The following is a 23387-nucleotide window of genomic DNA, read 5'->3' as shown; positions in this document are numbered from 1 at the left end:
TGGCATGCTCGGCCAGCACTTCGCAATGCCCGAATTCCGTTGAAGGAGAGGTTTGCATGATCGATTCCATTCTCGACAAGATGACGCTCGAGGAGCAGGTCTCGCTGCTGTCCGGCGCCGATTTCTGGACGACTGTTCCCGTCGAACGTCTTGATGTGCCGAAGATCAAGGTGACGGACGGGCCGAATGGGGCTCGCGGCGCGGGTTCGCTGGTCGGCGGCGTCAAGGCGACCTGCTTTCCTGTTGCCATCGCGCTCGGCGCCACCTGGAACCCAGATCTCGTCGAGCGCATGGGCGTGGCGCTTGCCCACCAGGCGAAGAGCAAGGGTGCAGCCGTGCTGCTCGCTCCCACGGTGAATATCCATCGTTCCGGTCTCAACGGGCGAAATTTCGAATGTTATTCGGAGGATCCGATGCTGACCGCAGAACTGGCGGTCGCCTATATCAAGGGTGTACAGAGCCAGGGGATCGCGGCGACGATCAAGCACTTCGCCGGCAACGAATCCGAGATCGACCGGCAGACCATGTCTTCCGATATCGACGAGCGGACGCTGCGCGAAATCTACCTTCCGCCCTTCGAACAGGCTGTCAGGCGCGCCGGCGTAATGGCCGTCATGTCCTCCTACAACCGTCTCAACGGCACCTATACGAGCGAGCATGCGTGGCTGCTGACCAAGGTGCTGCGCGACGAATGGGGATTCGACGGGATTGTCATGTCCGACTGGTTCGGTTCGCATTCGACGGCCGAGACGATCAATGCCGGTCTCGATCTCGAAATGCCCGGCCCGGCGCGTGATCGCGGCGAGAAGCTGGTCGTGGCCGTGCGCGAAGGCAGGGTCGAGGCGGCGACCGTCCGGGCGGCGGCGCGACGTATCCTGCTGCTGCTCGAGCGGGTCGGTGCGTTCGAGAAGAGGCCAGACCTTACGGAGCAGGCGGTCGACCTGCCGGAAGATCGGGCGCTGATCCGGCGTCTCGGCGCGGAAGGCGCGGTCCTTTTGAAGAACGACGGCATCCTGCCGCTTGCCAAGACGTCGCTCGACCGGATCGCCGTGATCGGACCCAACGCCGCGAGCGCGCGTGTCATGGGCGGCGGCAGCGCGCAGATCGCGGCGCATTATACAATCAGCCCGCTCGAAGGGATTCGAGCCGCCCTTTCCAATGCCAACAGCGTCAGCCACGCGGTCGGCTGCCGCCATAACCGCCTGATCGAGGTGTTCAAGGGAAAGATCACCGTCGGATATTTCAAGGGGCGTGGTTGCCGGGGTAATCCGCTCCATGTCGAGGCCGTCGACAAGGGCGAGTTCTTCTGGTTCGAGCTGCCGTCAGGCGAACTCGACCCCACCGATTTCTCGGCGCGGATGACGATGCAATTCGCGCCGGAAGAGAGCGGCGATCATGTCTTCGGCATGACCAATGCCGGGCTGGCGCGGCTCTTCGTCGATGGCAAGCTCACGGTCGACGGCCATGACGGCTGGACACGCGGCGAGAACTATTTCGGCACGGCCAATGACGAACAGCGCGGAACGGTGGCGCTCGATGCGGGCAGGACCTATACCGTCACCGTCGAGTACGACACGCCGGTGGCGACCGGGGAGGGGATCAACCTCACGGCCATCCGTTTCGGCGTCGAAAAGCCCTTGGGCGAGGCCGATATGCAGGAAGCCGTCGAGACGGCGCTGAATGCCGAAGTGGCGCTTCTCTTCGTCGGCCGCGACGGCGAATGGGATACTGAGGGCTTGGACCTGCCAGACATGCGGCTTCCCGGCCGGCAGGAAGAACTGATCAAGCGGGTCGCGGCCGTCAACGCCAATACCGTGGTCGTCCTGCAGACCGGCGGCCCGGTGGAAATGCCCTGGCTCGGCAAGGTTCGCGCCGTGCTGCAGATCTGGTATCCCGGACAGGAGCTGGGTAATGCCGTCGGTGATGTCCTCTTCGGCGACGCCGAGCCCGGCGGACGCTTGCCGCAGACATTCCCGAAGGCGCTTGCCGACAATTCCGCAATAACAGGCGATCCAGCCGTCTATCCGGGTGAGGATGGGCATGTGCGTTACGCCGAAGGCGTGTTCGTTGGCTACCGTCACCACGATACACGCGCTGTCGAGCCCCTCTTCCCCTTCGGTTTCGGCCTTGGCTATACGCGCTTCAGCTGGGGAGAGCCGCGGCTCTCAGCCAGCGAAATGGGTGGGGACGGCGTGACTGTCAGTGTCGATCTGATCAATATCGGCGACCGGGCCGGTTCGGAACTGGTCCAGCTCTATGTGCGGCCGCCAAAATCCAAGGTGGAGCGGCCGGACAAGGAACTGCGCGCCTTCGCAAAGCTTTCGCTGCTACCCGGTGAAACAGGGACAGCCGTGATGAACATCCTGCCGCGTGATCTCGCTTATTTCGACGTCGAGGCCGGTGCCTTCCGCGCTGAGCCCGGCGACTACCAACTAGTCGTGGCGGCCAATGCCGCGGATATCAGGTTCGTCATCGACCTGCCGTCACCACGCGCATATCTGCTGCCGCCTTCGCAGTAGGCGGTGGTCGCATACCGGATCGGCCGTCATGTCATCGTCGCGGGCGCGTTCGACCGACAAGGGGCGCCTTCGATAAGGCGATAGTGCGGGACCATCGCTCCACGAGAGTTCAAGGACCTCGGATGTGGCTCGTCATCCAAGGACGAGCGCTTCCCAGCTCTTTCACGACACGGCCGGCCGTACCACCTCCGCTATCCGGGGCTTTGAGCGCGGTAATGATTTCGGCATAACGAACCGGAGGCGGCACGCGAGGCGGCTGCCTCAGTTCCAGAACGGACTCTACCGCAAAGAGATCCGAAGCCCACGACGCCAGGATCGCTCTGTTGTCCTGCACGGAGATGTCGGCGGCGAGAATTTCGTTCGGAGAGGTGAAATGGACATGGCGATGGGGATGAAGAATGTGCGAGGCGGAGATCGCCTCGATGACGCCATCCGCAGGGGTCGTGCTGATGCTTTTGCCGGTCATGAACTTCTCCCAAACATTTCCACGCAAGCGAAGAACATCTTCAGGCGCCATTCGATTCAGGTGAAGAAAAACAGCGTTCAAGAGGCTTGCGGCCCGCCTGAAGCCTGGACCAAAATTTTTTCAAATGTCCTCTTGAATCGAAAAACGCTCGAAACCAGATCATTTTCGTCGACAGCGCAAACGCGGGCCGACCAGACCGGGGACGCGTTTTCGACGCGTCTCCATTCCATGTTGCTTTACGGAGGATATGGCTATGAGAAACGAACTTGACTTCGCACCCCTTTATCGGTCCAGCATCGGCTTCGACCGGGTCTTCAACCTCTTGAACAATGCGCAGCGGCTGCAGGCGATCGAGACCTGGCCGCCCTATGATATCGTCAAGACGAGCGAAGACGACTATCGTATCCAGATGGCAGTGGCCGGTTTCGCCGAGGCCGATCTCGAGATCACCCAGGAGCGGAACGTGCTCGTGGTGAAAGGCCAGAAGGGCGAAGGGAAGGATGGCGAATATCTGCATCGCGGGATTGCCGGGCGCGCGTTTGAACGTCGCTTCGAACTCGCGGACCACGTCAGGGTCGAGAATGCGTCTTTGACGAACGGTATTCTCGCGATCGCGCTGAAGCGTGAGGTGCCGGAAGCCATGAAGCCGCGCAAAATCGCGATTGGAGACGGCTCCTTTCAGCACGCGCCTCTCCAGATCGAAGCCGAGCGCGAAGTGGCTTAAGGAGGGCCTCTCGATGAAGTCCCGGAAAAAGCCGTTCACGGTCGAAATCAGGAAACGCCGCGGAGCAAGCGCAAAAGACGTCGGAAGGCGTGTGCTCTCGAAGCTTCTTGACAGGCTCCGCTCCGGAGCCTCGGTTCCGGTAGCGCGATCCTGAATTGAGTTGGATCCGAGAGGGCCGGCTTGGTGGCCGGCCCTTTGCGGACCACCATACTCGCTTCGCCGCATCCCCCCAAATGCACCTACGCGACGTCATCTTGTCGCGAAGTACGTGGCTTCATTCCCTTTTGCACGATGGGCATTCGCGAAGAGCTCAGACGGCGTCGGGCTGCTTGCGGAGATTGGAGACGACGCGCCGGTTCTGCACTTTGCAGGAGCGCTCCGTGCAGTCGCGGACTTCGCGTTCGTTCCCGTAACCCTTGGCCCACATGCGCTTTGCGTCAACGCCCTTCGAGACAAGATAAGCCATCGCGGCATCGGCGCGCTTCTGCGACAGCGTCTCCATTTTGGACGCGGACCCTGAATCGTCGGAGAATCCCTGTAGCTTGAGCATCCAGGTCGGGTTGTTGTTGAGCCAGTTGGCTTGGTTGTCCAGGGTCGCCATGGCGACGGAATCGAGCTTGGCAGAGTCCTGGGTAAAATAAATCCGTCGGCCGACATTGAGGATAAAATCCTCCTCGCTTCCAGCCGCCACGTTTTCGAAACCAGGCGCCGGATCGTTCGTCTGGCCGGTCATAGGGGCGGCCGCAGGTTCTTCCAGCGAGGCGAGTTCGGTGGTGGAGCAGGCGGCAAGCGCCAAGAACATTGTCGCGGCAACAAGGCGCCTGGTAAATCCGGTCGCAATTGAGATCAAGGTGATATTCCTTATTCGGCCGGGGTTGTCTGGCTGACCTGCGTGGCGCTTTCAGCCTGGTCTGCAATATGCGGCAGAACCTGCACCGCAGTGCCGATGGGGCAACGCTGGTAAAGATCGATGGCGTCTTCGTTGAACATGCGGATACAGCCGCTGGAGGCATCTTTGCCGATGCTCCACGGCTCCAGCGTGCCGTGGAAGCGATAGCCGGTATCGACGCCGTCGCGATGCAGGTACATGGCGCGGGGACCGAGTGGATTTTTCGGTGAGCCTCCCGCCACGAATTCGGGCAGTTCCGGATGGCGCTTGCGCATCTCCGGCGGCGGCGTCCAGCGCGGCCACAGCGATTTATCGTCGATCGTCGCGCGGCCAAACCATTTGAAGCCCTCGCGACCGACGCCGACGCCATAGCGGATGGCTGTCTTGTTCTCCATGATCACGTAGAGAAAATGGTGCCTCGTGTCGACGACGACGGTGCCGATTGGCTCGCTGCTAAAATATTTGACAACCTGGCGGTGCCACTGTCTGTCGATCTTGGCAAAGTTGGTGCTTCGGAACGTCACGCCATTGTCGACGATGGTGCCGTCGAAATAGGATGATGCCGCGGCAAATGCCGGTTTCCGGACTGCACCGACGCCAAGTAACGCCAAACCACCCAGCATAATATTTCTGCGAGTCCACGGCATCGGCAATATCCCCCCTTAAAGCCAAGCAGCGAAGCGTCAGTAAATCAGATTTTTCATTTGCGACAACAGAAAAATCATCTCCACTCTAAAGGCAGAGATCGGCTTGCGGCCTTCTGGTGTGGTATTGCCCCATCGTTACTCTGGAATACCGCGGCGCCTTGAACTGGAGGGCCGGGGATTCATCTACTCTTGAGACCGGCACTCGCTTCTGCAACCGCCTGCGAGCCGATGCTCCTCACGCGCGGGAGTTTCGTATCTTGTGCCGATGCCTCCACAACATCACAAAGCATCTCTCGCGCCACGCCAGGGACCACATGATGGGGTAAATGCCCGACATCTTCCAGCAATCTGACGACCGGCCCTGGATGCTTCCTGCAAAGCCAATCAATATGCCAGTTCGGTGAAATCACTCGGTCCGCCATCCCGAAGAGAACGTGCAGGGGAAGATCGCCAGGCAGATCTGGAAGGCGCTCCATGTCTCCGTTGAAGGCGCGCAACTCGTCGGCCATCGTGCGGATGGTAATCGGATTGACCACGTGAGGGGCCGGCAGGTCCGCGAGATCAGAAGGCAGAGGATTAGGAAAAGAGGACGACCTCAGACCTCGATCGAGAAAGAATGCGGGCCACCGGCCAATGACGTGCTGGCGGATCAACGGCCCGACCACCGGAGCAACCGCCGATCTAAGCACAATCAACGGCTTCGATGGCACAGGCGCGCAACATGGGGAAACGAGAAAAAGTCCCCTGACGAGGTCTGGTCTTCTTGCAGCAAGGTGTAACGCCGCCGCGCTGCCGATCGAGTGCGCGACGATCCTCACCTCCGGCAGGTCGAGAGAAGTGAGAAGGCGCTCAAGCCAGAAGGACTGTCCCTCGGGTCCACGCTGCGCCCGCGCAAGCGGCGTGGTCAGTCCATAGCCAGGGCGGTCGGGCGCGATGATCCGAAAGTCGCTGTTGTCGAAGGGAAGGGAAATTTCCTGCGCAAGACTGCCGCAGCCATGCAGGAGGAGGACTGGAACGCCATGTGGGTTGCCTCCGTCAAGGATGTGAACACCCTGATCTTCGATATGAATTGTTGTTCCGAGCCTCGGCTGGACTGATTGCTTCATTAACATGAGCCGAATAACAAAAATCGGAAGAAGAAGTTCCGGCCGGTTGCGAGACAGCGCCTGCGGCATCGAGCCATCGAGACAGGATGGAAGGGAGGTCCAGCACTGCCGCCGCATCTGTGCTATCATCATCATCGCGGTCTCGAAGCGGAAAGATCGAATGCTCCTTCAGCGTGTCAGTTTCTATGTGCTTCTGGTCCTCGTGACCATTGCCTTCGTCGCCATCGTGCTACCGTTCTATTCGGCGATATTCTGGGCAGTCGTCCTCGCCATCATCTTCTTCCCGCTTCACGCCCGTATGGAGGCGCAGCTGGGTGGGCGCGGAAACCTTGCTGCAGCGCTCTCCGTGCTGGTCTGCCTTTGCGTCGTGATCATTCCGGGGTTGATCGTTCTCAGTTCACTCGTCCAGCAGGGCAACCTTCTCTACCAACGCATGGACAGCGGCGAGATCGATGTCCGAAGCTTTGTCCAGAAACTGCAAGAAGCGTTGCCCCTTTTCCTCCGCGACTGGCTCCGGAGGATCGAGCTGAATGGCGTCGATACGTTTCAGGAACGCGTTTCTTCGGCATTGATGCAGGGCGGCGGCTTCTTTGCCGGGCGTGCCTTGAGCCTCGGCCAGAACACCGTTCGGTTCTTCGTGACATTCGGCGTGATGCTCTATCTTCTGTTCTTCATGTTCCGGGATGGGCGCGCCGTTGCCCGCGCCATCAGAAGAGCGCTGCCTCTCAGCGACGCCCATACCCTGCGCTTCACCTCCAAATTCACCTCGGTCATTCACGCGACCGTGCGAGGAAATATTATCATCGCTATCATCCAAGGTTCGATCGGCGGGATCGCCTTCTGGGCCCTCGGCGTCGAGCCAGCCCTGCTGTGGGGCGTGCTGATGAGCTTCCTGTCGCTGCTGCCTGCGGTCGGCGCCGCATTGATCTGGGTGCCCACGGCCGTTTACCTGGCCCTGGCCGGTTTTTGGGTGAAGGCGCTTGTGCTGGTTGCGGTCGGCGCCCTCGTCATAGGTCTTGTCGATAATCTTCTGAGGCCGTCCTTGGTCGGCAGGGAGACCAAGCTTCCGGACTATGTTGTCCTCATTTCCACCATTGGCGGCATTTCTCTCGTAGGCATCAATGGTTTCGTGATCGGGCCGTTGATAGCCGCTCTCTTCATCGCCGCTTGGGGAATTTTCGTGGAGGAGGAGGGCACGTCGGATTCTTGACGAGCGGCCGGTGCATTTAACGATGCCTTCCGGAAATTTCATCTCCCTGAGTGGTTCAACAGATTCGAACCATCATCATGGAGGTGAAGCCATGAGCGCTTCGGGTGTCGCCGTCTTCGATAAGACGCTGCAAACCACAAATATATGGCTCGACGATCTGATGGCCGACCAGGGACCTGATCGGCAGCTCGCTTGGCATGTGCTTGGCGCGGTTCTTCATACGTTGAGAGATCGTCTGCCGATCGATCTGGCTGCGCATCTGTCGGCACAGCTGCCGCTCCTCGTGCGCGGCGCCTATTACGACCGCTACGAACCTTCCAAACAACCCGTCCGTTCACGTTCCCTGGATGAGTTCCTGGAGCAGGTGAACGACGAGCTTTCATCGACGCGTCCGGTAGACGCGAAGGAGGCCGTGCGGTCGGTTTTCCGGGTGCTTTCCCACTATATCGATCCGGGCGGGGTGCGGAAAGTGCGCCAAGGGCTGCCGGCAGAAGTCCAGGCGCTCTGGCCGGATCCGGATATGCGCCATTAGGGCCTCGAGAGACTGGCAGGAGCCGCAACCACATCGTTTCGGAAACGACTCTCACCGGAACATTCGACGTCATTAACCGCAAAAGGCAGGATGAAAGACAATGAAAGTGTCAGAGATCATGTCGCGCGATGTAGAAATCGCCAACCCTAACCAGACGATAGCCGAAATCGCGAGATGCATGGCCGACAGGCAGATCGGCTTCCTGCCGGTCGGCGACAATGACCGGCTCGTCGGAACCATCACCGACCGCGATCTCGTCGTGCGCGGGCTTGCCGACGGATTAGGGGGCGATGCAAAGGTGCGCGAAGTCATGACCCGCGATGTCAAATATTGCTTCGAAGACGATGATGTCGACGACGTGACGCGCAACATGGGGCAGGTCCAGGTCCGCCGCCTTCCCGTCGTCAATCGTGACAAGCGCCTAACCGGCGTCATTTCGCTCGGCGACGCCTCCCTGGCGAACACCGCCGCCGCGGGAGCCGGGTTGAAAAAAGTCTCCCGTCCGGGCGGGGCTCATGCACATTAGCAGGATGACCTGAAGCCATCACCGGTCTGTTGTTCGAGGTTATTCATCATTGAGGTGGCAAGCCGACAGGTGCCCCGGTGCAATTTCCCTTTTCACCGGCACTTCCATATGACAGCGGTCCATCGCAATCGGGCATCTCGGATGGAAGTGACAGCCTTTCGGCGGGTTTATCGGGCTGGGGAGTTCGCCATCGACGGGCTTGAATTGTCGCTTGCCGGGTTCGATGCGCGGCACCTCGGCCAAGAGCGCTTTCGTGTAAGGATGATTGGGCCGCCTGAAAACCTCCTCGACGGGCGCCTCTTCGACGATGCGACCGAGATACATGATCGCAACGCGGTCGGAAATATGTTCCACGACGCCGAGATCATGGCTGACGAACAAATAGGTCAGGTCGAGCTTGTCACGAAGTTCCATGAAAAGGTTGATCACCTGAGCCTGGATGGAAACGTCGAGTGCTGCGACGCTTTCGTCACAGACGAGGAATTTCGGCTGCACGGCAAGCGCACGCGCAATATTGACGCGTTGCCGCTGGCCACCGGAAAACTGGTGCGGGTATCGCCTTTTCATGGCCGGGTCGAAACCGGCCAGCATCAAATATCTGTCGACATAGGCGTCGCGTTCCGTGGAGCGGGCAAGCCCATGCGTCCGAGGCGCCTCCCAGATAAGCTCTTCGACGGTCATGCGCGGATTGAGAGCCGCCAACGGATTCTGGAAGATCATCTGGCTGGCGAGACCGAACTGATGCTGCTCGCCTTTCGACATGGCGCTTCGGTCCATCCCCTTCCAGAGGATTTGGCCCTGGCTCGGTGACGTAATCCCTGCAATGGCGCGGCCAAGCGTCGACTTCCCGCAACCGCTTTCGCCGACAAGGCCGACAACCTCTCCGGGCCGGATGCTGAGGCTGACATTATCAAGCGCGTGAACGATAGGCGCCGGCTTGGCCAGCTTGAGCTTGAGCGCGATCTTGGCGGCGAGATCGGGCTTGGCTCCGAAGCGCTGCGACACGTTCCTCGCTTCGATCAGGGGCGCGGCGGTCGCCGTCATCATGCTACCTCTTTCGTTACGGGATGAATGCAGCGGAAGGAGCGATCGCCTTCCGGCACGAGCGCCGGCATGACCAGACAGCCGTCGCTTGCCCGATCACAGCGCGTACGAAAACTACATCCCTGTGGGAGGCGGTTGATGGCCGGCGTCATGCCGCGGATCTGGTGAAGGGGCTCTCTGCGTCTGTTTTGCGAAGGAACGGACGCGATCAGACCGGCGGTATAGGGATGGTGAGGATCGGTCAGAACCTTGCCCACCGGTCCGGTCTCGACGAGGCGTCCGGCATACATGACGGCGATCTCGTCGGCCAATCTTGAAACGATCGCCAGATCGTGGGTGATCCAGATCACCGCCGTATTTCCCTCTTCGGTGAGTTTCTGGAATTCGGAGATGATCTGGCTCTGGATGGTCACATCAAGCGCCGTCGTCGGTTCATCGGCGATGATGAGGTCCGGCTTGTGAAGAAGCGCTATGGCAATCGCCACACGCTGGCGCATTCCGCCGGAAAACTGATGCGGATAGGCGGCAAGCCTTTCTTCAGGGCTTGGTATTCCGACCAGCGCCAAAGCATCCCGCGCCCGCTGCCGGGCGGCATCCTTCGAGACTCGCTCGTGTGCCTGGACGGCTTCAACCATCTGCGTCCCGACGGTCAGGACCGGGTTGAGCGTCATCATCGGATCCTGGAATACCATGGCGATCCGCTTGCCGCGTAGTTGCCGCATCTCTTCGTCAGAATATTTCGCGATGTCGGCGCCGTCGAAGATGACGCTGCCGCCGACAATCCGGCCGGGCTTATCGAGGAGCCGCATGATCGAGAAGCCGGTCACCGACTTTCCGGATCCGGATTCTCCCACAAGACCAAGGACCTTGCCGCGCTCCACCGTGAATGACACATCATTGACGGCGCAAATGCTGGGCCGTCCCCTGCCGCCGCCGAATTCGGTGACGAGATTGCTCACTTGCAGCAATGGGGTCATGACATGTTCCTCGGGTTGAGGACATCGCGCAGCCGGTCGCCGACGAGATTGATCGCCGCGATCGTGACCAGAAGGGCAATGCCGGGAAAGAAGCTGATCCAGTAGAAGCCCGTCAGAAGATACTGGTAGCCCGTCGAGATCAGCATGCCGAGCGAGGGTTCGGTCACCGATGCGCCGAGGCCGAGGAAGGACAAGGTTGCTTCCAGGCCAATTGCCCTGGCGATCTGCATGGTGGCGATGACGATGACCGGCGCAAGACAGTTCGGCAGCAGGTGCCTGAAGAGGATGCTCCATCCGGGCAGGCGCAGCATCCGGGCCGCCTCGATATACTCCTTCTCGCGCTCGACCAGAGCGGTGCCGCGGACCGTGCGGGCATAGGTCGCCCACTCGGCGATGATCAGTGCGATCACGACATTGGGCACGCCCTTGCCGAGCACAGCGAGCATCATGAGCGCCATCAATATGGTGGGAAACGAGAGCTGAAGGTCGACGAGCCGCATCATCGCGGTTTCCGTGCGCCCTCCCATGTAAGCGGCGAACAGTCCGGCTGAGGTTCCGATGATGGCAGCAGCGAAAGCCGACAGAACGCCCACCAGCAAAGAGGTACGCAGGCCATAGAGGATGCCGGACAGGATATCGCGGCCCTGGCTGTCGGTACCGAGGTGATAGACGAGCCCGGTCATGGATTCCGACCCCGGCGGCAGTCGTCCATCCATGATGTCGAGCTGCATCAAATCATAGGGGTTTTGCGGAGAGATCCATGGCGCGAACAGCGCCAGGCAACAGATGATCACCAGCGTGAGGAAGGCGATCGCGGCTGCAGGAGAGCTGAAGAAATCCGCGATCCCTTTCGACAGACGACTGGGTTCGGGCGCTGGAGCGCTTGTGTCTTGCGTGTTTGGTTCGGCCATGGGTCAAGCCTTTCCTTCCAGCCGGACCCGCGGATCCAGAAGGGTATAACAGATATCAATGATGAAGTTGAGGACGACGAAGAGCAGCACCATCATCATCAGGTAGGCGACGATGACAGGGCGATCGAGAAGATTGATCGAGTCGATGATGAGCTTGCCCATGCCCGGCCACGCAAAGATGCTTTCGGTGACGACCGAAAAGGCGATCAGTGACCCGAACTCAAGGCCGATGATCGTTAACACCGGGATCATCAGGTTCTTGAGAACGTGCACGGAAATGATCCGCCGCTCTCGCAAGCCCTTGGCGCGGGCAAACTTCACATAGTCCTGGGGAAGGACCTCCTGCACACCGGCGCGGGTCAGGCGAAGAATGAGCGACGTCTTGAACAGAGCCAGGTTGAAGGCGGGCAATAAAAGGTGCCGGATGCCGTCTGCGGTCAGAAACGACCATTGTACGCCAAGCAGTTCTTGCGTCGGGCCACGACCATTCGTCGGCAACCAGCCGAGCTCGACGGAAAATACCATGATCAGCATGAGACCGACCCAGAAGGTCGGAAGCGAGAAGCCCAGGATCGAGCCGCTCATGATGAGCTTGGAGGAGAGCCGATTGGGGTAGAGTCCTGCATACAGCCCCAGCGGCAAGCCGAACAGCATCGCGATGCCGAGAGCCGTGATCGCCAGTTCGAGCGTCGCCGGGAGACGTTCGAGAATCAGACCCAGCGCCGGGCGCCCATAAACGAAGCTGTTGCCGAAGTCCCCGTGCAGAAGTCCTTGGAGAAACAGCAGGTACTGTTTCCACAGCGGCTGATCCAGGCCGTAATGGGCGATGACGAGTGCCCGCTCCGCCTGATTGGCGTCCGGGTTGATGAGGATGTCGACCGGGTTGCCGATCACATTGACGCCGATGAAGACAATGATCGTCATCGCGACAACGACGAACAGCGCCTGTATCATTCGCCTGATGATGGATGTGACCATTGAACCTCTCCCTACAGTGCCGCGCGTCTTTTCGAGAGCCGCAAAGGCGCTATAACATTTGAATCTAGGCGACGGAGATCGCCGTCCCGTCGCGCTGTGGATCGGCCGCGCCTTTCGATATGCCGCCGTCAATCTTGATCGCGTGGACTGCGGCGAACGCATATGTCTGCGGCGACCGGGCCACCTGATAGCCCTGCGCCCGCAGTTCGTCTTCGACAGAGTGTCGAATGCGATTGCAGATGTCGATCGTGTTTGACACCCCTACAATCCTCGGCGCCGAGACGGCCTCGAGCACGGACATGTCGAAATCGATCATGTTCATCAGGCATTGCGCAACGGCCGGCGCGATATAGCTGCCGCCTGGAGCTCCGATGACAATGCTGGGCTCGTCGCCCTTGAAGACGATCGTGGGTGCCGCCGAGCTGGGACGCCGCTTGCCGGGCGCGATGGAGCCGGGCTTGCCCGGAAGCGGATTAAAGCGGCTCATCGTGCCATTATACATGAAGCCGAGTCCATCGGTGATCGCGCCCGAGGGACTGCCGAGGGTATGGGTCATCGCGACGGCATTGCCGTCCTTGTCGATCACCGAGATATGGGTGGTGTCGCGTTGCGAGCCATCAAGACGCGAAACACTGGCGATCGCGCCCGCCTTGATCGCGCCGGCATGCGCCTTTGCATGCTCTTTCGACAGCAGCTTTTCATAGGGCACATCGACATAGGCGGGATCGCCCATATGCGCGTCCTTGTCGATCGTCATCCGTTTCATGGCCTCGAAGAGGATGCGGACATGTTCGGCGCTGCCATGCTGCAGCGAGCCGACATCGAACTGCTCCATGATGTGCAGGAGTTCCAGCATCGGGAAGCCCGAGCCTGGCGGAGGCGAGGTGGCGATGCGGTTGTCGCGGTAGTCGCCCCAAACCGGCTCTACCTTCGACAATTCGTAACGCGCCAGATCCTCCCGATCGATCAAGCCGCCATTTGCCTCGAAATCGCCGGCGATCTGTTCGGCCATTTCGCCGTGATAGAAGATGTCCGAGCCGCCACTTCGCGCGATGCGTTCGAGGGTCTCTGCCATGTCCTTGTTGACGAGCAGGTCGCCGACATTCTTGAGCGTGCCGTCGTCGTGGAAATAGGTTTGCCGTCCCGTTGCGGAGAAGCGCAGCTTGTCGATCGTGTTGGCAAAACCGTCATTCGACTGGTCCTTGGCCCAATACCAATGCATATGGTTTCGGATCATGAAACCGTTACGGGCAAGGCGGATAGCCGGCTTGATGAGATCGGCCCAATCGAAGGTGCCGTAGTCGCGCAGCGCGGTCTCATAGCCCTTGAGCGAGCCGGGGGTGCAGACGGCAAGATAGCCGATATCGGAAATATTGCCTTCAAGCACGTAGCCGAAGCCGTCGCGGCTCTGGTGCTTGATCTTGTCGAGCCACATGTCCGGCGCAGCCTTCAACGGCGCGCGCGCATAAAATTCGAGGATCTCGTGCACGCCCTTTTTCGGCATGTAGACATGCATGGAGCCGAAGCCGCCGATGCCGGCCATCTGCGGGTCGACCACGCCCTGGACGAAAGCACAGGCAAGTGCTGCGTCGATGGCATTGCCGCCGCGCTCAAGAACTTCCGCGCCGGCTTCGACTGCCTCCGGCTGAGGCGCCACGATCGTTGCATTTCTCATTTCGCGCGACGGCCCTCCAGCACCTTTGCCAGGAAGGCCTTGACGTTGCCCAGAACTTTCATCCGGTCGTGAGAGACGCCCGGAACACGATCGAACGTCACATCGACACCCGCTTTGCGGAATGAGCTCGCCAGGGCGGCAAGGCGCTCTGGCCGGGTTTTGCCGGCGTCGTTTGCGCCATCCATATAATATTTGCCGCCCGGCTTGTGGGTGATTTCCCAGGTCTCCAGATCGGCGTCGCCGACGATCATATGCACCGGCACCTTGGCGAGATCCTCGGGCCGGAAGGCCTTGCCGAAGCGCGCCTCCAGATCCCGAATGCCGACCCACCAGTCACGCGTCGGATCCAGAAGGGTGACGGAACCCGGTGCGCCGATCGATGCCGCCCAGAGTTTTTCCGGATGCAGGATTGCGAAACGGTGCACGAAATGGCCGCCGCCGGAGAAGCCGAACATGGCGAATTTGGACCAGTCCTGGCGGTATTTGTCGGCCATCTCCGCGACCATGGCGAGGACGACCTCATCGTAGCGGATGTCGCCTTCCTCAAGAAACTTGTAGCCGGAACGCGCACCATCGCCGAGAACGCCAACCGGGAAGATCGGGCAAAGGATGGCACAGTCGTTGTAGAGCCCGAATTCGGCAAAACCGTCGCGAAAGTCGATGGCCGACGTGCGCCCGGTGCCGTGGACCGCGACCAGGAGGTCGAGCTTGCGGCCGTCTGCCGCCGTCGGCGGCACATAAAGCACTATATGGAGGCGGGGATCGGCCTGAGAGGCGAAGATGGCCGTCTGGCCATAGTCATAGATGGTCTTCGCCCGGGCGACGGCTTCGCCCGTTCCAAGTTCCTGCATGAATGTCTCCTGGGAGATGACGAAAGGGCGGCCTCGGGGCGGCCCCATGCTGCTGTTTTAAACCGCGCCGCATCGATTGGATCGATGCGACGCACTTCAAATCTTTATTTGTCCCAAAACCGCTGCACGCTTTTGGACGAGATGCATCAGTCCGCCGGCTTCACGTCGTAAGCGAGCGTATATTTGTCGCCGCGCGGGGTGTAGGACACGGTCTTCTTTGCGCCTAGCACGACGTTTTCGTAGTGCATCGGGAGAAGCCAGAGGTTATTGAAGGTCTCGGTCGACAGTTCCTCGAGAAGGGGCGCACGTGCAGCTTCATCGAGCGTCGAACTGGCCTTGGCCAGCACCTCGTCGATCTTCGGATCGGACACACCGCCGCCATTATATCTGCCGGTTCCCTTTTTCTCGTCGCGCGTCGCGACCAGCGCAACAGTCGGGTTGGTGGTTTCGCCGGTGTTCACACCCCAGGAGCCGAAATAGGTGCTGTAGGTGCCCTTTGAATAGGCTTCCGAATACATCGACCAGGGCAGGACCTCGACTTTCGATTTGATGCCGATGCGCGTAAACATCTGGCCGACCGCCTGCAGAACTTCGGCATCCTTGACGTAACGGCCAGAGGGGCCATGCAGGGTCAGGCTGAAGCCATCCGGATAACCGGCCTCAGCCAGAAGCGCCTTAGCTGCAGCAGGATCATAGCCCACCTTCTCGACTTTTGCGGAATAGCCCGCATAGCCTTGGACGACGAATTGATCGGCCACCGTGCCATTCTTCTGCATGACGCGGTCGACGATTGCCGGCCGGTTGATCGACATCAGCATTGCGCGACGCACCCGTTCATCCTTGAGCGGGTTTTTGTCGAGATCGGAGCCGTCCGCAGCCTTCACGAAAGGCGAAACATCGCGGCTGACATCGAGGCCAAGATAAACGAAGCGGGACGACAGGCCATTGATGACTTGCAGATTATCGCTCGCTTCGACGCGTGCCATTCCATCGGCAGGAAGAGTTTCGACAATGTCGATCTCGTTGGAAAGAAGCGATGCCAGACGGGCGCCGTCATCGGGCAGGAAGCGCAGCGTAACGTTCGACCACTGTGAGGGGCCCGCGAAATAGCTGTCATTGCGCTTCAAGGTCAGGTTGCTGCCTGGCGAATAGGAGACGAAGGAATAGGCCCCGGTTCCGATTGCACACTTGCCGTTGTCGAAATCCTGGACTGGCGCCTCCTTGCAATCGGCGCTGATAATGCGAATTCGGCTGACGGAATTCAGCAGGATCGGATCCGGAACCTTCGTCTCGACGACGATGGTATAGGGATCCGTGGCGGTGACATTGACAATATTGCGGGTGTAGGAAGCAAAGCTCTGGCTGGGCTTGTCGCGGGCACGCAGAAGCGAAGCAATGACGTCATCGGCGTTGAACTCGCTGCCGTCATGGAATTTCACGCCCTTCCGCAGCTTGAATTCCCAATGGGTCGGGTCGATGACCTTCCATTCGGTGGCGAGTTCCGGCGCATTTGCCGACGTTCCCGTGAGGTTTATGAGGCTGTCCCAGATATGGCGTGAGGTCGCATTGTTTGGCGCCGAACTATCTTCATGAGGATCTAGCGTCGTCGGCGTCGTCGACATCCCGATCGTCAGCGGGGTTTCCTGTGCGGCGACCATTGCAGGAATAGCAATCGTACCAAGCAGCCCGATCGCTGCCCGCGTCAATGTTTTTGCGGCCATTTCTTCAATCCCGGTTTAGCGTTTTTGGGCCGACCTTGCTTGGTCGGTGCGAGCAGGTTCCCATCCACTCTTGACACAAATTGGTAAGGGGGCCGCAAGGGGGCTGTCAAACGGAAAACAAGCGCGTTACGATACGCGTAACTTGAAATTATGCCACTCCTTCAGCCCTGGTCGCGGAGAAAATTCTGGCCCTATGGACAAAAGAAATCCGTCAAAAAGCGATATCGTGCAGTCTGTTGATGTCTGCATCGAGGTATTGCTAAATGTCGCCAAAAACCCGGATATCAGACTGACTGAGGTGGCGCAGAACCTCGGGGAGACCAAGCCGAGAATTTTGCGCATGTTACGCACACTGGAACGACGCGGCCTGGTGCGGAAGAGTGATACGAGCACTTACCGGCTGGGGACGACTGCGATCATTCTCGGGACCGCTGCCTCGACACAGGTTGATCTGGTGCGCATAGCCAATCCCATTCTTGAAGAAGTCGGCCAGAAGGCGAACGAAACGACCCAGCTCAGGATCATCGACAATGGGGAATCCCTGTGTATTGCGAAGTTCGAACCGATGCGCGACTTGCGGGTGCAGGCGATGATCGGTCGAAGACGGCCGCTCACGGCCGGCTCGTACAAGGTGCTTCTCGCCTATCTACAGCCCCAGGTGCAGTCGCAGATGATCCCCGAGACTTTGCCGCGGCTGACCAAGCGCACGATCACGGATCGCGGCAAGTTGGTTGCTGAATTGGATAAAATCCGCCGTCAGGGATTTTGTGTGAGCTACGGTGAAGTCAGCGATCAACTCGTCTCCGTCTCGGTGCCGGTTCTGGCATTCGACGGATCCGTGATCGCCGCGGTGAATGTCGGCGCCCCGGCCTTCCGCACGCAAAAAAGCGATGTCGACCGCTTCATCGTTCTGCTGAAGGAGGCCTCCAGCAAGATATCGGCCCGGCTGGGATGGTAGCGGGTTTTCGGCGTGCCATATCGGATCTTGTCACGACCGAAGACAAAAACTCCGGAAACCACGCCGGGAGCCACCCCTGCATGGATGAGCGATGTGACCGCTATGCCTGTGAAGACGCCTGCGATTGCGCCATCGATGGTGCTGACCATTCCGGCCGTCGTTACGAAGAACTGCCACGGCGACGGCTTCAGTCCCTTGTCGACGAGCACGGCCGAGCGATCATCGTGGGTGGAGTGGATCAGGTACTTCCGCATGACGGGCGCCAACTCGGCATAGTAGTGCCGGATCCGGGCCATGCCGCGGGCGTGCACCATGTCTTCGATGGTGACCTGCACGGTGCGCACGAAAGTGACAAGACCGATGAAGAAGAGGCAGGGCAGCAGGATCAGGCTGAACAGCACGAAAGGCGTGCCCATCTGAGTGACTTGCGCGACGAAGGCCAGAGCGATCGTGCCGCCCGAAACCGATGTCAGGAACAGATTGGCGCGCTGATTGGCCTCCTGGATCGTGGCTGCACGGGCAGTCTGCAGCACGAAATGCTCCGTTGTCATGCACTGCAGGATTTGCTCTGCACCATTGCTATCATCCGCCATCGCATTCTCCTTGCGCGGGCTCAGCAATCATCCCATCAAAATCAACTTCGATCGGCGTGTCGCGTTCATTTACATCGAAATCTCACACCAGTTCGCTCCGGGAGGGACCGCCGAAACGTGCAGCTCGACGGACCGAGAGCGGTCGCGACCTTATCCTTTGCTGCATATCTTGGGAGAACGCCGAGAGCCCCAATGTGTTGCAACTGGCCCGGGAGATTGCTCCATCTCGGGACAATTCTCGTTTCTGCCAGCCAACGCAGGTTGTTTCGTGCCAAGCCCAAGCGCAGACTGCTCGCAGCAAATTCAGGGGAAAAGATCGGGGAGTTCGGAACGTGCGATGCGTCGCAACCTGACCGCTTCCGCCATGTCTATCGAGCGATAGGGAAACCGCAAGCGGGTGCCCACGGGTCCCCAATTACCGATCGCACTTAAAAGTTTGTCGAGAGCGGCGTTCGAATAGCCGAAATCCTGCCGAAACGGGACGATATGCGCGTCCATAAACGTGCGGATGCGTCGCTCCAGATCGAGTGCGGCGTCGATATCGTTTCGCATCGAGACCGTCCAGATCTGAGCGCCGCGGGGACTAAGGCAGGCCACGTTGGAAAAAGAGCCTGCTGCCACACCTTCCCTCGTGCCGGTTGCAAGATGATGGCCGGGGACTAAGAGCGAAAGCCCGGAGAGATGCCGGCGTGCCTCGGCATACCAGGAGGTGTCGCCATCGGCGAGCTTGATGCCGATCACCTCAGGCACCGCCGCACAGACCGCGCCCAACTCCTTTGGCGCCAGTACCCGTTTTGCGTGCGGTGGATTGTAGAGGATGAGCCGAATACCGTCGGCAGCCTCAGCCGCTTGTTTCAGGAAATCGATCGCTTCGGCATCGGTAAGCGGCCACCAGTCCGGCAATATGACCTGAATGGCGTGGGGATCGAGTGCGGCGGCGCGGCGGACGCGATTGAGCATGATCAGCGGGTCGGGCTGGCAGGCGCCGATGACGAATGGGGTTGAAGACGCCTTGCAGCGCTCGGCCAGCATTGCCTGGATCCTGTCGAACTCCGCCTCCGTCTGATTGTGGAATTCGCCGGCAGTGCCATTTGAGTAAATACCATCGACGCCGGCATCGATGAGGATATCGATCTCTTCACCGAGCTTGTCGAATTCGATGCTGTCATCGGCTGCGATCGGCAAAAGCAGGCTCGCCCAATTTCCGCCGATGGCGGGACGCGGCGTCTTTGCATTCATCTCTTGTTTCTCCGATGCATGACGGATCAGTTGAGGTCGTCGCGAATGCAGGCCTTGAAATGGCCAGGTGCGATTTCCCGCAATTGCGGAACGGTGCCGGCGCAGGCCTCGAGCGCGCTCGGACAGCGCGTGCGAAAAACACATCCGCTCGGCGGATTGGCCGGACTTGGAATATCGCCTTTCAGGATCTGCCTGTTACGGCGGGCATCCGGATCGGGCGACGGAATCGCCGAGAGCAGCGCGCGCGTATAGGGATGCTGCGGTCTCGCATAAAGATCGGCACTCGGCGCGATTTCCATGATGCGGCCGAGATAAAGCACGATCACCCGGTCGCAGATATATTCGACGACGGCGAGGTCATGCGAGATGAACAGCATGGTCAGGCCAAGCTGCTGCTGCAGATCGCGCAGCAGGTTGATCACCTGCGCCTGGATCGATACGTCGAGTGCCGAAACCGGCTCGTCGGCGACGATGAATTCCGGCGACAAGGTCAACGCCCGGGCAATGCCGATGCGCTGGCGCTGGCCACCGGAAAATTCATGCGCGTACCGATTGATCGCATCGGCGGGCAGGTCGACCTGGGTCAAGGCCGACTGCGCCCGTTCGAGCCGGTCACGGGCGGTGCCGATCCCCTGGATCTTAAGGCCTTCCGTCAGGATCTCGCCGATCGTCATACGCGGCGACAGGCTGGCGAAGGGATCCTGGAAAATATACTGCATGCGCGGCCGTTGTCGTCTGAGCGCGGAGGCGGAAAGTGCCGTGAGTTCTGTGCCGTCGAAACGGATGCTGCCGGACGACGGCTCGACGAGGCGAAGGACGGAACGCCCGATCGTGGTCTTTCCGCTGCCGGATTCGCCGACAAGCCCGACGACTTCACCCTTGCCGATATCGAAGGAGATACCCTCAAGAATGTTCAGCCGCGTGCCACGGGAAGTATAGTGTTTCGAAAGGTCGCGGACGGAAAGCAGCGGTGCGCTCATCTAGATCTCCTGCCATCTGATGCAGCGGCTGCGATGCTGCGGATTGACCTGTTCGAGCGCGGGAACGGCAGCGCGACAGGCTTCGATCGCGAATTTGCAGCGCGGGGAAAAGGCGCAGCCGCTCGGCATGTTGATCAGGCTCGGGACCATTCCGGGAATGGCGGCGAGCTTTTCGCCGGCCTGTTTCATCCGCGCGGCATCGCCAAGGCGCGGCATGGAGGCGAGAAGGCCCATCGTGTAGGGATGCTTGGGATTGCGGAAAACCTCGCCGACCGGCCCTTCTTCGACGATCCGGCCGGCATACATCACCGCCACGCGATGGGCGATTTCGGCGACGACGCCGAGATTGTGGGTGACGAAGAGCATGGCCATGCCGCGCTCGCGCTGCAGTTTGAGGAGCAGGTCGAGAATCTGCGCCTGGATCGTCACGTCGAGCGCCGTGGTCGGCTCGTCGGCAATCAGCAGCGCCGGATCGCAGGCGAGCGCCATGGCGATTGTGGCGCGCTGCCGCATGCCGCCCGAGAGTTCGTGCGGATATTGGCCGGCGCGGCGTCGGGCGTCCGGTATGCCGACGCTTTCAAGCAGCGCGACGGCTGCGTCCATCGCTGCCTTGCGGTCGGCGCCGCGATGGATGCGGATCGGCTCGGCGATCTGGTCGCCGATGGTGAAGACGGGATTGAGGCTCGACATCGGCTCCTGGAATATCATGCCGATGTCATCCCCCCTGATCCTGCGCATGCTCTCTTCATCGAGGGAGACGAGATCGCGGATCACACCGTCGCCCGTTGCAAGGCGGATGCTGCCTGCGGCGATCACGCCGATGTTGCGGGTGAGCAGCCGCATGACCGACAGGCTGGTGACCGACTTGCCGGAGCCGGATTCGCCGACGAGCGCGAGCGTCTCGCCGGCGGCAACCCTCAGGTCGATATCGTTGACCGCCGTGATCTCGCTGCCGCGGATGCGGAAGATCGTTCGCAATCCTCTGATGTCGAGTACGGGTTCGGCGGTCTGCTCCATCAGCCGGCTCAGTTCAGCAGGCCGGTTGCACGCAGGATCTCGTTGATCCGTGCCGTTTCGGTATCGTTAAGGGAGGCACGCGGCCGCGGCATGACGGCGGAATCAATGATGCCGAGGCTACGCATGGCGGTCTTGAAGGCGCCGATGCCGGCTGCACCGCCGCTGACGCGGCCCTGCGCGACCCAGACGATTTCGAAGAGGCGGCAAAGCCGCTCCTGCTCCTTCCTCGCGGCGACCCAGTCGCCGCGCTGGGCAGCATCCCAAAGCCTGATATAGCCGCGCGGATCGACATTGGCGATACCGGGGACAACGCCATGGGCGCCCATCAGCAGGGCGGTATCGACGACGATCTCGGAGCCGGTCATCAGGAAGACGTCCCTATGCTCGGCAAGATCGAGGAGCGCGTAGCGGAAGTTGCCGTCGTCGCCGCTGGAATCCTTCAGGCCGATAATGGCGCCTTCCCTTGCAAGCGTGACGACCGTCTGGCGCTGCAGCTTGATATGAACGCAGACGGGAATGTCGTAGGCGATTAGCGGAACATCCACTGCGTCGCGGATATAACGGAAGTGGTCGAGGATCTCGGACTGGCTGGTGACGGTATAGAATGGCGCCGTCACCACGACCGCATCGGCGCCGGCCGCCTTCGCGACCTTCGCATGGGCGATGACGCGATCCGTGGTCGGATCGATGACGCCGACGATCAGCGGCACCCGGCCATTCACCACCTTGGCCGAATGTTCGATGATGTCCCGCCGGGTCTTCTCATCGTGGAAGATCACCTCGCTCGTCGAGCCGAGCACGAATACGCCATGGCAACCGGCATCGATCAGATGCTCGAGCACGCGCGTATAGGATGGGTAGTCGACGGTGAGATCCGGATTGAGCGGTGTTACGACGGGAGGCACGACACCCTTGAATTTGGACATTTTCGCTTCTTTCGATTGTCAGTTCAGTTCGGCACGCGGGTCGAAGGCATCTCTGAGGCCATCGCCAATGAAGTTGATTGCCAGCACGGCAAGGATCAGCGCGGCGCCGGGGAAGAGCCATTGCCACGGATATTGTTCGAGCACGGCGGTCGAGCGGGCCGCGTTCAGCATGTTACCCCAGCTTGCCGCGGGCGGGGCGATGCCGAGACCGAGGAAGGACAGCCCCGCCTCGAGCAGGATGGCATTGGCAATCTGCAGCGTTGCATAGACCACGAGGATATCGATCGAGTTCGGCAGGCCGTGGCGAAACAGCAGATGTCCGATGCCGGCGCCCATGCCGCGGGCGGCCATGACGAAGTCGCGTTCGCGCAGTTCCAGCAACCGCGAACGGATCATGCGCGCCAGCAGCGGCCAAGAGAGCAGCGAGATGACGAGCACGGTCGGCCAGATGCCGGTGCCGGCGATCGAGGCGAGCACAAGCAGGAAGATGACGGGCGGCAGGGTCATCACCAGATCGACGAAGCGCATCGAGACGGCGTCCGTCCAACGTCCTGCAAGCGCCGAGATTGCTCCAAAAAGAAACCCCATGACCGCCGAAAGCGCGGTCGACGCGACCGCGACCAGCAACGAAATCCTGCCGCCCTCGAGCACGCGCGCGAAGACGTCGCGGCCAACGCCGTCGGCTCCGAACCAGTGCGTTGCCGTCGGGCCGCTATTCATCGCCAGAAGATCGATGTCGTTCGGCCGGTAGGCCCACCATAGCGGATAGGAGAGGATCAGCAGCAGCATCGGAATGGCAATGCAGACGCCGGCAACGGCTGCGCGGTTGAGCAGAAAGCGACTGAAGGCGCGGGCCAGTGGTCCGGGGCTCCGGCGTTCGGAAGAGCGTGCCAGCATG

Annotated in this window: 22 protein-coding genes; 6 read left to right on the top strand and 16 right to left on the bottom strand. The window is 60.4% G+C overall.

Annotated elements, in window-relative coordinates:
- The first annotated feature begins 56 nt into the window (after nt 1–56).
- A complete protein-coding gene (locus N2600_RS25520) occupies nt 57–2519 on the top strand; it encodes a beta-glucosidase (RefSeq protein WP_260299266.1) in 2463 nt (820 codons plus the stop codon).
- Between the two features lie 109 nt (nt 2520–2628).
- Here the strand turns inward: N2600_RS25520 and N2600_RS25515 are convergent, their stop codons facing one another.
- Nucleotides 2629–3066 carry a hypothetical protein gene (locus tag N2600_RS25515; protein WP_445944950.1) on the bottom strand — a complete coding sequence of 146 codons (438 nt, stop codon included), beginning with the start codon at nt 3064–3066 and terminating at the stop codon, nt 2629–2631.
- 172 nt (nt 3067–3238) lie between these two features.
- On the opposite strand from N2600_RS25515, the gene N2600_RS25510 reads away from it, so the two are divergent.
- Entirely contained in the window at nt 3239–3709 is a 471-nt protein-coding gene (locus N2600_RS25510; RefSeq protein WP_260299265.1) for an Hsp20 family protein, read from the top strand.
- A 310-nt stretch (nt 3710–4019) separates the two neighbouring features.
- Here N2600_RS25510 and N2600_RS25505 read toward each other — a convergent pair whose 3' ends face one another.
- The 3 genes from N2600_RS25505 to N2600_RS25495 form a co-directional block, all read right to left on the bottom strand.
- On the bottom strand, nt 4020–4556 hold the full coding sequence (locus N2600_RS25505) for an OmpA family protein (protein ID WP_260111434.1): 537 nt from the start codon (nt 4554–4556) through the stop codon (nt 4020–4022).
- Nucleotides 4557–4570: 14 nt separating this feature from the next.
- Nucleotides 4571–5245, bottom strand: coding sequence for a L,D-transpeptidase (locus N2600_RS25500; protein ID WP_260299264.1), 675 nt, complete (start codon nt 5243–5245; stop codon nt 4571–4573).
- 179 nt (nt 5246–5424) lie between these two features.
- Nucleotides 5425–6486, bottom strand: coding sequence for an alpha/beta fold hydrolase (locus N2600_RS25495; RefSeq protein WP_260299263.1), 1062 nt, complete (start codon nt 6484–6486; stop codon nt 5425–5427).
- A gap of 25 nt (nt 6487–6511) precedes the next feature.
- Between N2600_RS25495 and N2600_RS25490 the strand changes: the two genes are divergently transcribed.
- From N2600_RS25490 to N2600_RS25480, 3 genes are all read left to right on the top strand, one after another.
- Nucleotides 6512–7561 carry an AI-2E family transporter gene (locus N2600_RS25490; RefSeq protein WP_222385854.1) on the top strand — a complete coding sequence of 350 codons (1050 nt, stop codon included), beginning with the start codon at nt 6512–6514 and terminating at the stop codon, nt 7559–7561.
- Between the two features lie 91 nt (nt 7562–7652).
- Nucleotides 7653–8093: a DUF2267 domain-containing protein gene (locus N2600_RS25485; protein WP_260299262.1), complete on the top strand. Its 441-nt coding sequence runs from the start codon at nt 7653–7655 to the stop codon at nt 8091–8093.
- A 100-nt stretch (nt 8094–8193) separates the two neighbouring features.
- Nucleotides 8194–8619 carry a CBS domain-containing protein gene (locus N2600_RS25480; protein WP_162115857.1) on the top strand — a complete coding sequence of 142 codons (426 nt, stop codon included), beginning with the start codon at nt 8194–8196 and terminating at the stop codon, nt 8617–8619.
- A gap of 39 nt (nt 8620–8658) precedes the next feature.
- Here N2600_RS25480 and N2600_RS25475 read toward each other — a convergent pair whose 3' ends face one another.
- The 7 genes from N2600_RS25475 to N2600_RS25445 all read right to left on the bottom strand — a co-directional run bounded on the left by N2600_RS25475 (nt 8659) and on the right by N2600_RS25445 (nt 16776).
- Complete coding sequence (locus N2600_RS25475; protein WP_162115906.1) at nt 8659–9663, bottom strand: ABC transporter ATP-binding protein; 1005 nt, start codon at nt 9661–9663, stop codon at nt 8659–8661.
- On the bottom strand, nt 9663–10640 hold the full coding sequence (locus tag N2600_RS25470) for an ABC transporter ATP-binding protein (protein ID WP_260299261.1): 978 nt from the start codon (nt 10638–10640) through the stop codon (nt 9663–9665). Before N2600_RS25470 ends, N2600_RS25475 begins: the two co-directional genes overlap by 1 nt.
- The gene (locus tag N2600_RS25465) at nt 10637–11551 is read right to left on the bottom strand and encodes an ABC transporter permease (RefSeq protein ID WP_260299260.1); all 915 of its coding nucleotides are present in this window, start codon (nt 11549–11551) and stop codon (nt 10637–10639) included. Before N2600_RS25465 ends, N2600_RS25470 begins: the two co-directional genes overlap by 4 nt.
- Nucleotides 11552–11554: 3 nt before the next feature.
- Nucleotides 11555–12529, bottom strand: a complete 975-nt coding sequence (locus N2600_RS25460; protein ID WP_260299259.1) for an ABC transporter permease — start codon at nt 12527–12529, stop codon at nt 11555–11557.
- Nucleotides 12530–12593: 64 nt separating this feature from the next.
- Entirely contained in the window at nt 12594–14204 is a 1611-nt protein-coding gene (gene ggt / locus N2600_RS25455; protein WP_260299258.1) for a gamma-glutamyltransferase, read from the bottom strand.
- Nucleotides 14201–15055 carry an alpha/beta hydrolase gene (locus N2600_RS25450; protein WP_260299257.1) on the bottom strand — a complete coding sequence of 285 codons (855 nt, stop codon included), beginning with the start codon at nt 15053–15055 and terminating at the stop codon, nt 14201–14203. The genes ggt and N2600_RS25450 overlap by 4 nt, the downstream gene beginning before the upstream one ends.
- Nucleotides 15056–15201: 146 nt before the next feature.
- Nucleotides 15202–16776, bottom strand: a complete 1575-nt coding sequence (locus tag N2600_RS25445) for an ABC transporter substrate-binding protein (protein WP_260299256.1) — start codon at nt 16774–16776, stop codon at nt 15202–15204.
- A 193-nt stretch (nt 16777–16969) separates the two neighbouring features.
- Between N2600_RS25445 and N2600_RS25440 the strand changes: the two genes are divergently transcribed.
- Nucleotides 16970–17734: an IclR family transcriptional regulator gene (locus N2600_RS25440; RefSeq protein ID WP_260299255.1), complete on the top strand. Its 765-nt coding sequence runs from the start codon at nt 16970–16972 to the stop codon at nt 17732–17734.
- Nucleotides 17735–18630: 896 nt separating this feature from the next.
- Here N2600_RS25440 and N2600_RS25435 read toward each other — a convergent pair.
- From N2600_RS25435 to N2600_RS25415, 5 genes are read right to left on the bottom strand one after another with little or no spacing between them, the layout of a single operon-like run.
- A complete protein-coding gene (locus tag N2600_RS25435; RefSeq protein ID WP_222282219.1) occupies nt 18631–19566 on the bottom strand; it encodes a dihydrodipicolinate synthase family protein in 936 nt (311 codons plus the stop codon).
- Between the two features lie 26 nt (nt 19567–19592).
- Nucleotides 19593–20546, bottom strand: coding sequence for an ABC transporter ATP-binding protein (locus N2600_RS25430; protein WP_260299254.1), 954 nt, complete (start codon nt 20544–20546; stop codon nt 19593–19595).
- On the bottom strand, nt 20547–21563 hold the full coding sequence (locus N2600_RS25425; protein WP_260299253.1) for an ABC transporter ATP-binding protein: 1017 nt from the start codon (nt 21561–21563) through the stop codon (nt 20547–20549).
- Nucleotides 21564–21571: 8 nt separating this feature from the next.
- On the bottom strand, nt 21572–22489 hold the full coding sequence (locus tag N2600_RS25420; protein WP_260299252.1) for a dihydrodipicolinate synthase family protein: 918 nt from the start codon (nt 22487–22489) through the stop codon (nt 21572–21574).
- Between the two features lie 18 nt (nt 22490–22507).
- Complete coding sequence (locus tag N2600_RS25415; protein ID WP_260299251.1) at nt 22508–23386, bottom strand: ABC transporter permease; 879 nt, start codon at nt 23384–23386, stop codon at nt 22508–22510.
- Nucleotide 23387: the final 1 nt, after the last annotated feature.

Origin of the sequence: Rhizobium sp. WSM1274 (assembly GCF_025200775.1) — a bacterium.
Taxonomy (GTDB): domain Bacteria; phylum Pseudomonadota; class Alphaproteobacteria; order Rhizobiales; family Rhizobiaceae; genus Rhizobium; species Rhizobium leguminosarum_I.
Note: the sequence above shows the minus strand (reverse complement) of the source record. Positions and strands in the feature narration are given on the sequence as shown.